The organism is Amycolatopsis arida, assembly GCF_900115565.1.
In the GTDB taxonomy this organism is placed as follows: Bacteria; Actinomycetota; Actinomycetes; order Mycobacteriales; family Pseudonocardiaceae; genus Yuhushiella; species Yuhushiella arida.
In genome coordinates this window covers 48,486-61,616 of sequence record NZ_FOWW01000007.1, presented here as the reverse complement: position 1 = coordinate 61,616, position 13,131 = coordinate 48,486, and the positions used below count along the sequence as shown (strand labels likewise).

Here is a 13,131-nt window from a genome sequence, read left to right as displayed (position 1 = left end):
CGCATCCGATCCACCCCGTACGGCCGAATGGTGCCACCCGCTTCGCCGCCGCCGTCGTCGAGTTGATCACGCAGGGTGCCGAAACGTCGGGACCGCGCCCCGAGCGGCGGGGTCGTCGTGTGCTGACCAGGTCTTATCGCCTCCCGGTCCGAGCCACACCGGGTCCGCCGTGGGCCTCGTTCGCCCGGCACCACGTGCCCGACCCGCCGACATCGCGGGCCGGGTGGGAACGCGTGGTCCGAGCAGCTCCTGCTACTGACCGTGCCCTTCCCCGGCCACGCGCACACTTTCGGGCTAAATGGCCCGTCGTTGGCCGTGCCGTCACCCGTTAGTGGGCCGGGCGGTCACCGCTGACGAGGCCCTCCGTCAGCGGAGCTGGCGCAGCCGCGTGATGGCCTCGTCGAGCACCTCGTCGCGCTTGCAGAACGCGAAGCGCAACAGATGCCGCCACTCGTCGGGATGGTCGGTGAACACGCACACCGGCACCGCGGCCACCCCGACCAGCTCCGGCAACCGCCAGGCGAGCTCCTCGGCGTCGGCGAAGCCGAGCGGCCGCACGTCGGCGCACACGAAGTACGTCCCGGCGCTGGGCCGCACCTCGAACCCGGCGTCGGCGAGTCCGGCCGCCAGCCGGTCGCGCTTCGCCACCAGGTCCGTGCGCAGCCGCTCCACCCACTCCAGCTCGTGCCGCAGCGCGTGGGCGACGGCCGGCTGCAGTGGCCCGCCGGACACGAACGTCAGGAACTGCTTGGCCGCCTTGACCGCGGCGACCAGCTCCGGGCGGGCGCACACCCAGCCGATCTTCCAGCCGGTGCAGTTGAACGTCTTGCCCGCGCTGGAGACGGACACCGTGCGCTCGGCCATGCCGGGCAGTGTGGCCAGCGGGACGTGCTCGCCGTCGAACACCAGGTGCTCGTAGACCTCGTCGGTGATCGCGACCAGGTCGTGCCGGACGCACACCTCGGCGATGGCGGCCAGCTCGTCCCGGGTGAACACCGTGCCGGTCGGGTTGTGCGGGGAGTTGACCAGGATCGCCCTGGTCCGCGGGGTCACCGCCGCGCGCAGGGCGTCGACGTCGAGGGCGAACCGGCCGCCGGGGCCGGCGACCAGCGGGACCACCCTGCGCGTGGCGCCGGCCAGCGCGACCGACGCGGCGTAGGAGTCGTAGTAGGGCTCGATCACCAACACCTCGTCGCCGGGACCGGTGAGCGCGAGCAGGCTCGCGGCGATGGCCTCGGTGGCTCCGGTGGTGACGAGGATCTCACCGTCCGGGTCGTGGTGGAGCCCGTACCGGGTGCGGTGCTCGGCGATCGCCGCGCGCAGCTCGGGCCGGCCGGGTCCCGGCGGGTACTGGTTGGCCCCGCCGAACAGGGCTTTCCTGGCGGCGTCGAGCATCGCGGGCGGGCCGTCGGTGTCCGGGAAGCCCTGGCCGAGGTTGACCGCGCCGGCTCGCACGGCCAGCGCGGTCATGTCGGCGAAGATTGTCGAGGTGAACGGCCGCAGCCGGGGGACGAGAGCTGGTTCGCGCACAACGCGAGATCCTCACGGAGAATGGCGGTGTGAGGCAACCGACGGCACCGGCCGATCCGGCGGGACTGCTGACCGACGAGGAGACCAAGCGGCGCGGGCTGCGCAGGATGAAGCTCGTGGCGCTGTCGTTCCTGGTCGGCGCGGCGGTGGTGTTCCTGCTGACCAGTTGGGCGCAGAGCCGCGGGTGGCCGGCCTGGGTGGGCTACGTGCGGGCGGCCGCGGAGGCCGGCATGGTGGGCGCGCTGGCCGACTGGTTCGCGGTGACCGCGCTGTTCCGGCATCCGCTGGGACTGCGGATCCCGCACACGGCGATCATCCCGCGGAAGAAGGACGTGCTGGGCAACAGCCTCGGTGACTTCGTGGGCGAGAACTTCCTCGCTGAGGACGTGGTGCGGGACAAGCTGCGCCGGGTGGAGGTGTCGCGGCGGCTCGGCGGGTGGTTGGCGCAGCCGGAGAACGCCGAGCGGGTCACCGCGGAGCTGGCGACCGTGGTGCGCGGCGTGATGACCGTGCTGCGCGACGAGGACGTGCAGGCGGTGATGGAGCAGGCGGTGGCGCGGCGGATCATCGACCGGCCGTGGGGGCCGCCGCTGGGCAAGCTGCTCGACCAGGTCTTCGCCGACGGCGCGCACCACAAGTTGGTGGACCTGGTGTGCGACCGGGCCTACGAGTGGGTGCGGGACAACCACGCCACGGTGTTGCGGGTGGTGTCGGACCGGGCGCCGTCGTGGTCGCCGAAGTTCGTCGACGAGATGCTCGCGGACAAGGTGTACGGCGAGGTGCTGGCGTTCGCCTGGGCGGTGAAGACCGACGTCAACCACCCCATGCGGCTGGCGCTGGACAAGTTCCTCGTCGAGTTCGCGCAGGACCTGCAGAAGGACCCGGACACAATGGCGCGGGCCGAGCAGGTGAAGCGGCAGGTGGTGGAGCACCCGGAGGTGCAGAAGCTGATCGGGTCGGCGTGGTCGACGGCGAAGGAGCTGCTGCTGACCGCGGCCGAGGACCCGTCGAGCGAGCTGCGCCGGCGGGTGCGGCTCGGGTTGGTCACCCTGGGCGAGCGCCTGGTGGGCGACACCGGGCTGGCCGCGAAGGTCGACGGGTGGGTCGAGGGCGCCGCGGCGCACGTGGTGACCAACTACTCGGCCGAGATCACCACGATCATCACCGAGACCGTGGAGCGGTGGGACGCGGCGGAGACCTCGCGCAAGGTGGAGCTGCAGGTGGGCAGGGATCTGCAGTTCATCCGGATCAACGGCACCGTCGTCGGCTCGCTGGCCGGGCTCGCCATCTACACGGTGGCCCAGGTGCTCTTCTGAGGGTTTCCCCTGATCGGCGGTTGTGTCCACACGTTATCCACAGAACCCAGGGTTATCCACAGCCCCCTGTGGAAGACCGCGTCCGAGCCGGTGGGCGCCGGCGGAGAGCTCGTAGGTGTTCCTGGTCGGGCTCAGCGGGGTCGCACGATCAACGCCGTCAGCGCGAGGCCGCCGGCGGTGCCCCCGCCCGCCAGCCAGCCGTACCCGGCGAGCTGCCGGTACGTGGCCGCTGCCCGCAGGCGCCAGAGCGAGTACAGGGCAACGACGAACGCGTCGGCCGGGATCAGCGGAAGCGGGGTCTCCCGGACGACGACTCCACCGACGCAGAGGACGAGGAACAGACCGGACAGCGCCACGAGCGGGACATCGAACCTCCGGTCGTTGAGCACGCTGTCCCGGAACACCTTCTCGAAAGCGTCCCCGCGGGTGCCCGGCCGGTTGGCGTTGTGACCGATACCGGAGTCATCGTCCCGACTCCGCGGACTCATTCCACGCTCAACTGCGAAAGATCCTTGGCATCTGTTCCTTGGCGTTCAGGAGTTCGACCTCTAAAAGCTCTCCGGCTGGTGAAAAACGGAGAACGGCCAGCACATCGCCATCTTCGTCTTCTACCGGTACACCTTTGGAGATATCGCCCTCTCGCTCTCTGAAGTAAATACTGGCCGCGTTAACCTCTTTGTCCCACTCAACCCTTGGGTAAGTCATATCAAGTATCCCTTCTGAATCAAAAGTTACTGTAGCGGGTGGTGCACGTGCAGCTCTTTTATGTTACCAGATTTAACAGACGGGGATCGTCGTGCTCTGTCTTTCGCCCGGCACCGGGAGCGAGGCCCCGCACCAACAACCGCAGGGCCTCGCTGTTGACGACCTCATGGGCTAAGGCCTAGAATCCATTATCGGCGCCAGACTGTGACAACATAACCATTGTTGTTAGCAATTACCACGATACGGCCATCGGTATACCTCCAGGTGCCATTTTTAGTTTTTCTAGCGTTGGAGCACTTTCTTAGGACCACGTTCTCAACGTGGTCTGAGGTGATTCGGTCGTTTGCCATCTCCTGTTGCGCATGGTATGAAAATCCGCTGACGATGCATGGCGCTCCCGCCAACGCTTGTTGCGGCGTGATGTCCTGCTTCTGGTAAGAAGTGTCCGCGACTTTTGTTGCGGCGTGTGCACTGGTTACTGAAACAGAGGCTGTTGAACCAATGACAGCGACACTAACCAATAATGCCCTAACAGATAGCATGGCTGCCGCCCTCATTGCTGCTTTAGACATGAGCTTCTGAACCTTTCTGCTACGGGCACGCTCAGCAGTCGTACTCGAACAGGTAGACGTCGGCAATCTGTCCGGGGTGCGCCCAGTCGAAATAGACCTTGTCCCACGGGTCGCCCACTTCGCCGCTATACTCCGTAACTCCACTAGCGAAGCGAGCCTTTACTTTGGCACACATTCCATCGGGCGGAAATGTTCCCTCAACCCAACCCTTTACCCGGATTTTTCCGTCAGAACAGCTAAGTTCCCAGTGTGCTGCCGCGCCGGTGACGGACGGGTCATATGTTTCCCCGCAAGTGCCCATGGGTTGTGGGGGCTCCTGCGTTTCGGCGGATGCCGCTGGGACAAGTCCGAAGCCCCAGCCGAAGACCGCAGCGAGGACAGCCGTGCTCGTTAGTGCGCGACGAGGCGCCTTCCGGTCAGCAAGCCATCTGTGCATGCTGCTCTCCTTTCCCTTAATACGTCGTCTACATTTCGTTTTGGCGAGGTGAACGCGGGAAGGGCGATGGATGCACCTAAATTAAGGTGCATACTTGAGCGATCGTATGTTATCCAACATGCGACCTGCAGTTGATTGTGCTCCTACCGTGCAACGGTGTAAGAGCGGTTCATTGGCAACTTGCAGCCTTCCCCTCAGTGCTGTTTTGACCACCCCGTGTCGCACACGTTAGTGGCTGGAATCGACGCGTCGATACCTCCGATCAGGTGGCTATGCCTGTTCGCCGAGCATCACTTCGCCCTGGGTCGGCATGTCCAGGCCGCTAAACCGTGCATCAGGATCGACTTACCCGAATCGGTCACCAAAGTTGTCCGCGACTCGTACGACAGCTGAGCTTCATTATCTGCACATGGCGGCGTGACGGAGAAGGACGTGATGCTGGCCGACTGCTACGAGGTTGGAGGGAGGGAAGTTACGGTCGAGCGCTGGTACTTTGCGGTGATGAGCAGACGGGTGCCGTTCACCGGCGGTGAGAAGGAAAGCCTGCACGCCAGTCTCGACCAGTATCGGGACGTGGTGCTGTGGAAGCTCGACGGCCTCGACGACGAGCGGTTGCGGCGTCCGATGACGCCGTCCGGCACGAACCTCCTCGGCCTGGTCAAGCACCTCGCCGCGGTCGAGTACGCCTGGTTCTGCCAGACCTTCGGCTACCCCACCGAGCCGTTGCCCTTCGACGACGAGGACGAGAACGCCGACCTGCGGGTCACCCCGGACGAGAGCACCGCCGACATCCTCGCCTTCTACGGCCGTGCCCGGGCCGCCGCGGACCGGGTGATCACCGAGCACGACCTGGACCACCTCGGCACCGCGTGGTTCGGCGACCCCGTCTCGCTGCGGTGGGTCCTCATCCACATGATCGAGGAGACCGCCCGGCACGCCGGCCACCTCGACGTCGTCCGCGAGCTCATCGACGGCGCCACCGGAGACCACCCCGACCGTTGACGCCGGTTACTCCGCGCGGGCCGCGGCGCGCTCGCGCCACGCGCGCGCCTTCTCCCGGTTACCGCACACCTGCATCGAGCACCACGTCCGGGACCGGTTGCGCGACTGGTCGAAGAACGCCCACCGGCAGTCGTCGGCGGGGCAGATCTTCAGCCGCTCCCACTCGCCGCGCACGGCCAGCCTGGCCGCCGCGGCCAGGATCGCGCCCACCGCGTCCGCGGCGACCAACGCCGGCGTCCCGCCGGTCAGCCGCGCCTCCACCGGCGCCCCGGCCTCGGCCGCCCGCGCCTCCGGGTCACCGACCGCGGCCCGCAGCGCCTCCCGCACCTGCCGCGCCGCCGTCACCGTCCCCGCCCGCAGCCCGCGCTCCCGCGCCCACCCGTGCCACGACTCGGCCGAGCGCAGCACGTCGATGTCGTCCTCGACATCGAGCGTGTTCAGGAAGTCGAGGACGAGCGACACGTCAGCGGACGGCGCGGCCACGGGACCACTTTACGTCGCCACCGCTTGTGCGCTCCGTGCGATAACCGCCATACTCATCACAGCGGTTACCCCCCACGAGAAGGAGGGCCCCAGTGTCCGCACCGACCGTCCCGACGTTCGGCTCCGTGGTGCTCGACTGCCCGGACGCCCCCGCACTGGCCCGCTTCTACGGCGAGCTGCTCGGCTGGTCCACCCCCGAGGGAGGCGATGGCTGGTGGACGCTGACCAACCCGGCGGGCGGGCCGGCCATCGAGTTCCAGCAGGTCACCGGCTACCAGCCGCCGGAATGGCCGTCCCAGCACCGCCCGCAGCAGTTCCACCTCGATCTCAAGGTCACCGACCTCCCGGCGGCGCACGAGCGGGCCGTCCGGCTCGGCGCCACCGTGCTCGACAGGAGCCACGACGCCTTCTGGGTGTACGCCGACCCCGCCGGCCACCCGTTCTGCCTGTGCGCCTGCTGATCCGGTGCGGCTGGGGGTGTGCCCGCCGCGGCGGCCGGCAGCGGGTCGTCGCGGCGGGTGCCTCACCGCTTCGGCAACGCCGGCGCGCCGGCCAGCGCCGCCGGGTCGTGGAAGGCGAACGTGGCGCCCTCCCTTCGGTGCAGCTCGGCGTACCGGGCCACCCGGTCGGGGTCCAGCGTCACCCCGAGCCCGGGACCCCGCGGCACCGCGACCCGACCGTCCCGGCAGGACTCCACGCCGCCGCCGAACCCGGTGGTGACGTCGTCGGCCAGCAACGCCGCGTAGCCCTGGTTGGCGTAGCGGAAGTTCGGCGTCGCGGCGATCACGTGCACCGCGGCGGCCAGCGCCACCCCCAGCTCACCGAGGCTGTGCTTGACCACCGGCAACCCGGCCGCCTCGCAGAGCCCGGCCGACCGCTTGAGGTTGAGCAGGCCACCGTCGAGCTGGTTGTCCGCGGACAGCGCGTCCGCCGCGCCGGCGCGGATCACCGCCAGCTGGTCGTACCGGGTCCAGCTCGCCTCGTTCGCCAGCAGCGGCACGTCCACCCGGCTCCGCACGTAGCCGAGCTCGGCGAGGTTGCGCCCGGACACCGGTTGCTCCACCAGCTCCAGCCCGAACCTGGCGAGCTCGCGGATCATCCGCACCGCCGTGCCCGGTGACCACGCCTCGTTGGCGTCCACCCTGAGCAGCGCCTCCGGTCCCGCACCGTCGCGCAGCGCGGCCACCCTGGCGATGTCGATGCTCTGCTCGTCGGCGCCGACCTTGAGGTAGAAGGTGCCGAATCCGGCCGCCCGCCCGCGCCGCGCCTCCGCGGCCACCTCCTCCGGCGCGCCGGCCGCGACGTAGTAGAAGAACTCCACCTCCTCGCGGAACCGGCCGCCCAGCAGTGTCACCAGCGGCTGCCCGCACACCTTGCCGACGATGTCCCAGCAGGCCATCTCCACCGCGGCGATCGCCGGGCTGGTCGCCCGCACGTGGTGCCAGGTGCCGACCAGGTCGATCCGGCGGACCAACTTCTCGATCTCCGTCGGGTCGGCGCCCAGTACCAGCGGTTCCAGCCCGCGCAACACCGCGAGCACCACGTCGGCGCTCGGGTAGCCGGCCGCCTCACCCAGCCCGGTGACGCCCTCGTCGGTGGTCACTTCCAGCAGCACGCTCACCTGGCCGCGGCGGCGCCCAAAGGCCCACACCTCGTCGGCGCGGTAGGGCACGGCCACCGGGGTGGCGTTCAGCGCGGTGATCCGCATCGAATACTCCTCATTGGACGGTTCAGTCGAGCACGGTCAGCGTGCGCGGCGCGGTGGTGAGCAGCTCGGCCCCGGTGTCGGCGACCAGCGCGGTGTCGGACACCACGTGGCCCGGTACCCAGGACATGAGGTGGAAGGTCATGCCGGGGCGGACCTCGGTGTCGCCACTCGGCCGGATGCCGAGCACCTCGCCCCCGCCCACCCAGCTCGGTGGGAACCCGATGCCGACGAGGTACCCGCAGTGGTGCCGGGTCGCGCCGGTCGCCCGCCGCCATGCCGCGTACACCTCGCCGGTGCGCGCGCCGGGGCGCAGCGCGCCGGCCGCGGCGGTGAGCCCGGCCAGCGCCCGCTGGTGGGCCGCGCCCGCATCGGCCGGTGGTCGGCCGAGGTGGACGGTGCGGCTGAGCGGCGCGTGGTAGCGCCGCACGCAACCGGACAGCTCGATGAACAATCCTCCGGTGCCCAGCAGCCGGTCGCCCCAGGAGACGTGCTCCCGATCGAGCATCCACAGTGGACGGATCAGCGGGGCGAACCCGGGCTCGTGACCGCCGGCGAGCAACGCGGCCTGCGCCGCCGCGGCCACCGTGCGTTCCGGCACCCCCGGTCGCGCCGCGGACAGCACGGCGCGCATCGCGGCGTCCGACACCGCCGCCGCGGCGCGGACGTGCGCGATCTCCGCCGCCGACTTGACCAGCCGAGCGGCCGACAGCACGCCCGTGGCGTCGCACCACCGACGGTCGGGCAGTGCCGCGCGGATCCGGTCCCGGATCGCGGGTGGAAAGAACATCGACTCGTCCTCGACGGCCACCGCCGCGCCGGCCGGCACGACTCCGGCCAGCTCGCGGGCCACGACCTCGGCGGGATCGGCGCCGTCGGCATAGGGGTGGTGCCGGCAGTCGGCGAGCTGGGCCCGCACCGTGGGGCGCTCCATCTCGCGGGTCACCAGCATCGGCGGGCCGTCCGGGGTCACGATCAGCAAGGTGAACGCGAAGTAGCCGGCGTGGTCGAGGCCGGTGAGGAAGTAGACGTTCTCCGGGCTGGTCACCGCGACCGCGGCCCACCCCCGCGCGGCCATCGCCGCGCACAGGTCGGCGCGCCGGCGCGCGTACTCGGTAGCCGTGGTGGTCTCGACGGTGGTCACCCGCCCAGCGTGCGGTCCACCGAACCGGTAGCACAAGTGACGATAATTGCCGGCCACCATTAGGCTGACTACATGTTGGAGGTGCGCCGGCTGCGCCTGCTCCGGGAACTGGCCCGGCACGGGACCATCGCCGCGACGGCCAGGGCCTGCTCGCTGACCCCCTCGGCGGTGTCGCAGCAGCTCGCGCTGCTCGAACGCGAGGTCGGCGCGCCGCTGCTGATCCGGGACGGGCGCCGGCTGGTGCTCACCGAGGCCGCCACGCTGCTGGTCGGCCACGCCGAGGCGGTGCTGGCCGAGCTGGAGCGGGCGCGGGCGTCGGTCGCCGAGCTGACCTCGGCCGTGCGCGGCGTGCTGCGCGTCGCGGCCTTCCCGACGGCCGCGCGGGCGCTGCTGCCGACCGCGATCGCGCGTTGCCGGCGCGACCACCCCGACCTGCGGGTCCACCTGGTCGAGGCGGACCCGCCAGAGGCTGTCGCGCAGGTCGCCTCGGGCGCGCTCGACCTCGCCCTGGTGTACGAGTACGACCTGTTGCCACGGGTGCGCGACACCGGCATCGAGACCACGGTGCTGCTGCGCGAGCCGCTGCTGGCGGCGATCCCGGAGGGCTGGTGCCCGGAGGAGGGGCCGATCGAGCTGGCCGAGCTGGCGGAGCGACCCTGGATCGCCCCGCACGGCGACGCCGCCCTGCGCGCGACGCTCGACCGGGCGTGCGGGATCGCCGGCTTCGTGCCCGGCGTGGACTACGCCAGCAGCGACTACACCGCGATCCTCGCGCTGGTGGCCGCGGGGCTGGGGGTGTCGCTGATGCCGGCGCTGGCCGGCGAGCCCGCCCCGGACGGTGTGCGGCTGCGCGAGGTCGTGGGGCCGCGGCTGGTCCGCACGGTGTCGGCGGTGGTTCGGGCGGGCGGCGCGGGCAACCCGCCGGTGGCCGCGATGGTGGAACGGCTGCGCGTCACCGTGGCGGGCGTCTCATCGGCGGGCAGACATGCGTAGGGTGGCATGCGTGATGTGCCCGAAGTGCCAACAGGCCATGCGTACCGTCGACAAGAACGGCATCCACATCGAGCAGTGCCAGGGATGCCGCGGAATCTTCCTCGACTACGGCGAGCTGGAACAGATCGTCGGCGCGGAGAACTCCTACTACGGCCAGGCCGCGGCGCCGCCGTACCAGGGAAGCGCGCCGCAACCGCCGCCCGCGCCGTACCCGGGGCACTACGGCAAGCCCGACTCGCCGCGCCCGTACCGGGGCGGGTACGGCGACTCGCCGCGCCCGTACCGCGGTGGCTACCGCGACTCGCCGCGGCCCTACGGCCACGGCGGTCACGGCGGTCACCGGGGCCACCGCAAGCGCAGCTTCCTCGAGAACCTCTTCGACTGATCGCGTGCTCGACCCGCGGATCTGCCCCGGCTGCGGCGATCGGGCCAACGTGCCGATCGCCGAGCCGGGGGAGCCGGTGCTGCGCTGCGCGCGATGCGGCCACCGGTGGCGGTTCCACCGGCTGCCGCTGCTCGCGCTGACCGGGCCGAGCGGTGCGGGCAAGTCGACCGTCGGACCCGAGTTGGCCCGCCGGCTGGCCGACCGGGTGGTGGTGCTCGAGCAGGACGTGCTGTGGACCGGCGGGCTGCGCGACGACGTCGACGGGCACCCGACATTCCGGGCCACCTGGCTGCGGATGGCGGCGATGATCCACCAGAGCGGGCGGCCGGTGGTGCTCTGCGGCACGGTGGTGCCGCCGGAGTTCGAGCCGTTGCCCGAGCGGGTGTTCTTCGCCGACATCCACTACCTCGCGCTGGTGGCCGACTCGGACGTGCTCGCCCGACGGCTGGCGGCGCGGCCTGCCTGGCGGGAGTGGTCGCGGCCGCGGATCGAGGAGATGCTCGAGTTCAACGAGTGGCTGCGCGCCGAGGCGTCGGCGCTGCGGCCCCCGGTGCGGTTGTTCGACACCACCCACGCCTCGCGGGCCGACGCCGTGGCCGTCGTCGAATCCTGGGTGCGGGAGTTACTTCCGGCAACGCCGGACCAGGGCGCTTTTCGCTGACCTCGCGAGCCGTACCCCGAGCATGCCTCGCGCTCGCTGCTTGACACCTCCGCTCGGCGAGCGCGACGGTCAAGCCAAGCTTGACGCATACCCATATGGGTATATGATTGGCCCGTGGCACGAGCAGCGACGACGACTGATGTGTTCAACGCCGTGGCCGAGCCCCGGCGGCGCCAGATCCTGGACGTCCTCGCTGGTGGCGAGCGCCCGGTGAATGACCTGGTGCACCTGCTCCGGCTGGGTCAGCCGCAGGTGTCCAAGCATTTGCGGGTCCTGCGCGAGGTGGGGGCGGTCGAGGTGCGGGACGAGGGGCGGCAGCGGATGTACCGGCTCAACAGCCACGCACTCAAACCCATCCATGACTGGGTGAAGCGGTACGAGCGCTCGTGGTCGGAGCGGTTCGAACAGCTAGATGTGGTTCTGGAAGAGCTCAAGGACAAGGAGCGGTGAGATGGCGGAGATGACGAAGAAGACGAGCAGCGGCTCGGCGAAGGTGACGCTGCCGACGGACGAGCAGATCCTGATCACGCGCGAGTTCGACGCGCCGAGACACCTGGTGTATCGGGCGTGGACCACACCCGAGCTGGTCGAGCGGTGGTGGAGCGGCCACCGCGGCACGATGACGAGTGTTGAGATCGACCTGCGGGTCGGCGGCCGGTGGCGCTACGTGCTCGTGGCCAACGGCGGCTTCGAGGTGGCCTTCCACGGCGAGTACCGCGAGATCGTCCCGAACGAGCGGATCGTCACGACCGAGATGTACGAGGACCCCGACGCCGAGGCGCCGAACGAGTCGGCGGCGCCGGTGAACACCGTCACGTTCACCGAGGTGGACGGGCGCACCATCCTCACGCTCCTGGTGCAGACCACGAGCAAGGAACTGCGCGACGCGATCCTCGACTCCGGCATGGAGGTCGGCATGCAGGAGCAGATGGACGTGCTGGCGGAGATCGCGGCCTCGCTCCGCTGAGCGCGCTGAGCCGCGCTGTGCCGGGGTCAGCCGAGCGGCCAGCGCAGGTCGCTGTTCGGGGACCCCAGCCAGAACTCCTGGGCCCGCTCGGTGACGGTGAGCCCGAAGTCGGCCCTGCCGGGCGAACCGAGCGCGCGCCACTGCGCGTGGGCCTCCTCCACGGCGTCCCACAGCCGGCGGGGGCCGCCCTGCTCCACGGTGTACCCGTCGCCCGCCGGCCGGTGCCGCACCCACGAGCCGTCCGGATGCACCAGGTGCACCACGTCGCCGCCGGTCGGGTCGGGCACCGGCACGACGCCGGCCAGCGTGAATCCCGCGAAGAACTCGAACCGGCTGCCCGGGTCGAGCACGGTTCCCAGTGGCAGGTCCGTCGCCCGGCTCGACCCGCCCACCGGGTCCGGCACCGAGGGGAGCAGCCGGTGCGCCCGCAGCGGCATGAACCGCCCGTCCCGCGCCAGCACCGAGCCGATCCCGGTGCCGTCCGCCCGCACGGTGATCCGCACCAGCCCGGCGCCGATCGGCCGGTTCAGCGTCGTCACCACCAGCCCGCCGGGCCGGGTCTGCGCCAGCCACGCCGGCGGGATCCGGGACACCGAGCAGGTGCCGAGCACCCGGTCGTACGGCGCGTTCGGCGGGTAGCCGAGCTCGCCGTCGTGCACCTCGCAGGTCGGGTGGAAGCCGCACGCCGCCAGCGCCGCCCTCGCCGCGGCCACCAGTGCCGGGTCGATGTCCACTGTGGAGACGAGCCGGTCGCCGAGCCGGGCGCACAGGAGCGCGGCGTTGTACCCGGTGCCGGCACCGATCTCCAGCACCCGCTGCCCGTCGGCGACGCGCAGCTCCTCCAGCATCACCGCCATGATCCCCGGCATGCTCGACGACGACGTGGGGATCCCGCGCACCGGTCCGTGCTCGCGCGCGTACCGCCAGCGCTCCGGGTCGTCATCGAGTTGGGTGACCAGCACCGTGTCGTCGTAGACCTGCCGGAGCCAGCCCTCGTCGCCGCGGCCCACCGCCCTCCAGGCCGGCCCCCTCGGCACGAAGAACCGGGGCACGAAGACGTGCCGCGGCACGCTGGCGAACGCCGCCGCCCACCGCGGGTCGTGCAGCACTCCCTCCCGGCGCAGCAGCTCGACCAACCGCCGCCGGTCCCGGCTCAGGAGAGGCATCCGTCCACCGTAGTACCGGTGGGCGACAACACACCCGAACGGTGCAAGCAAACTGCTTGCAGTTGC

The 13,131-nt window shown here is 70.6% G+C and carries 15 protein-coding genes; 8 read left to right on the top strand and 7 right to left on the bottom strand.

What is annotated here, in order from left to right:
• Window positions 1-366 precede the first annotated feature (366 nt).
• Window positions 367-1,530, bottom strand: coding sequence for a pyridoxal phosphate-dependent aminotransferase (locus BM051_RS19690; RefSeq protein ID WP_092532389.1), 1,164 nt, complete (start codon window positions 1,528-1,530; stop codon window positions 367-369).
• Between the two features lie 29 nt (window positions 1,531-1,559).
• On the opposite strand from BM051_RS19690, the gene BM051_RS19685 reads away from it, so the two are divergent.
• Window positions 1,560-2,846 (top strand): DUF445 domain-containing protein, encoded by a 1,287-nt coding sequence (locus tag BM051_RS19685; RefSeq protein WP_243859654.1) that lies wholly within the window; start codon window positions 1,560-1,562, stop codon window positions 2,844-2,846.
• Between the two features lie 131 nt (window positions 2,847-2,977).
• On the opposite strand, the gene BM051_RS19680 is transcribed toward BM051_RS19685, so the two are convergent.
• Together BM051_RS19680 and BM051_RS19675 are read right to left on the bottom strand one after the other, a co-directional pair.
• Window positions 2,978-3,334 (bottom strand): hypothetical protein, encoded by a 357-nt coding sequence (locus tag BM051_RS19680; protein ID WP_092532386.1) that lies wholly within the window; start codon window positions 3,332-3,334, stop codon window positions 2,978-2,980.
• A gap of 7 nt (window positions 3,335-3,341) precedes the next feature.
• A complete protein-coding gene (locus BM051_RS19675) occupies window positions 3,342-3,551 on the bottom strand; it encodes a DUF2283 domain-containing protein (protein WP_092532383.1) in 210 nt (69 codons plus the stop codon).
• A gap of 1,509 nt (window positions 3,552-5,060) precedes the next feature.
• Between BM051_RS19675 and BM051_RS19670 the strand changes: the two genes are divergently transcribed.
• Window positions 5,061-5,561: a DinB family protein gene (locus BM051_RS19670; protein ID WP_092532380.1), complete on the top strand. Its 501-nt coding sequence runs from the start codon at window positions 5,061-5,063 to the stop codon at window positions 5,559-5,561.
• A gap of 6 nt (window positions 5,562-5,567) precedes the next feature.
• Here BM051_RS19670 and BM051_RS19665 read toward each other — a convergent pair whose 3' ends face one another.
• Window positions 5,568-6,044, bottom strand: a complete 477-nt coding sequence (locus BM051_RS19665) for a CGNR zinc finger domain-containing protein (RefSeq protein WP_092532377.1) — start codon at window positions 6,042-6,044, stop codon at window positions 5,568-5,570.
• A gap of 92 nt (window positions 6,045-6,136) precedes the next feature.
• On the opposite strand from BM051_RS19665, the gene BM051_RS19660 reads away from it, so the two are divergent.
• Window positions 6,137-6,505 carry a VOC family protein gene (locus BM051_RS19660; RefSeq protein WP_092532374.1) on the top strand — a complete coding sequence of 123 codons (369 nt, stop codon included), beginning with the start codon at window positions 6,137-6,139 and terminating at the stop codon, window positions 6,503-6,505.
• A gap of 62 nt (window positions 6,506-6,567) precedes the next feature.
• On the opposite strand, the gene BM051_RS19655 is transcribed toward BM051_RS19660, so the two are convergent.
• Window positions 6,568-7,752: a mandelate racemase/muconate lactonizing enzyme family protein gene (locus BM051_RS19655; protein ID WP_092532371.1), complete on the bottom strand. Its 1,185-nt coding sequence runs from the start codon at window positions 7,750-7,752 to the stop codon at window positions 6,568-6,570.
• A 22-nt stretch (window positions 7,753-7,774) separates the two neighbouring features.
• On the bottom strand, window positions 7,775-8,893 hold the full coding sequence (locus tag BM051_RS19650) for a M24 family metallopeptidase (protein WP_166677766.1): 1,119 nt from the start codon (window positions 8,891-8,893) through the stop codon (window positions 7,775-7,777).
• A gap of 72 nt (window positions 8,894-8,965) precedes the next feature.
• Here BM051_RS19650 and BM051_RS19645 point away from each other — a divergent pair, with 72 nt between their 5' ends.
• From BM051_RS19645 to BM051_RS19625, 5 genes are all read left to right on the top strand, one after another.
• Window positions 8,966-9,886 (top strand): LysR family transcriptional regulator, encoded by a 921-nt coding sequence (locus tag BM051_RS19645; protein WP_092532365.1) that lies wholly within the window; start codon window positions 8,966-8,968, stop codon window positions 9,884-9,886.
• The gene (locus BM051_RS19640; RefSeq protein WP_092532362.1) at window positions 9,879-10,271 is read left to right on the top strand and encodes a TFIIB-type zinc ribbon-containing protein; all 393 of its coding nucleotides are present in this window, start codon (window positions 9,879-9,881) and stop codon (window positions 10,269-10,271) included. Before BM051_RS19645 ends, BM051_RS19640 begins: the two co-directional genes overlap by 8 nt.
• A 4-nt stretch (window positions 10,272-10,275) precedes the next feature.
• Window positions 10,276-10,932, top strand: a complete 657-nt coding sequence (locus BM051_RS19635; RefSeq protein ID WP_092532359.1) for an AAA family ATPase — start codon at window positions 10,276-10,278, stop codon at window positions 10,930-10,932.
• Between the two features lie 114 nt (window positions 10,933-11,046).
• Window positions 11,047-11,382 (top strand): ArsR/SmtB family transcription factor, encoded by a 336-nt coding sequence (locus BM051_RS19630; RefSeq protein WP_092532356.1) that lies wholly within the window; start codon window positions 11,047-11,049, stop codon window positions 11,380-11,382.
• A 1-nt stretch (window position 11,383) separates the two neighbouring features.
• Window positions 11,384-11,899 carry an SRPBCC family protein gene (locus BM051_RS19625; RefSeq protein ID WP_243859652.1) on the top strand — a complete coding sequence of 172 codons (516 nt, stop codon included), beginning with the start codon at window positions 11,384-11,386 and terminating at the stop codon, window positions 11,897-11,899.
• 26 nt (window positions 11,900-11,925) lie between these two features.
• Here BM051_RS19625 and tgmC read toward each other — a convergent pair whose 3' ends face one another.
• On the bottom strand, window positions 11,926-13,065 hold the full coding sequence (gene tgmC, locus BM051_RS19620; RefSeq protein ID WP_092532353.1) for an ATP-grasp peptide maturase system methyltransferase: 1,140 nt from the start codon (window positions 13,063-13,065) through the stop codon (window positions 11,926-11,928).
• Between the last annotated feature and the right edge of the window lie 66 nt (window positions 13,066-13,131).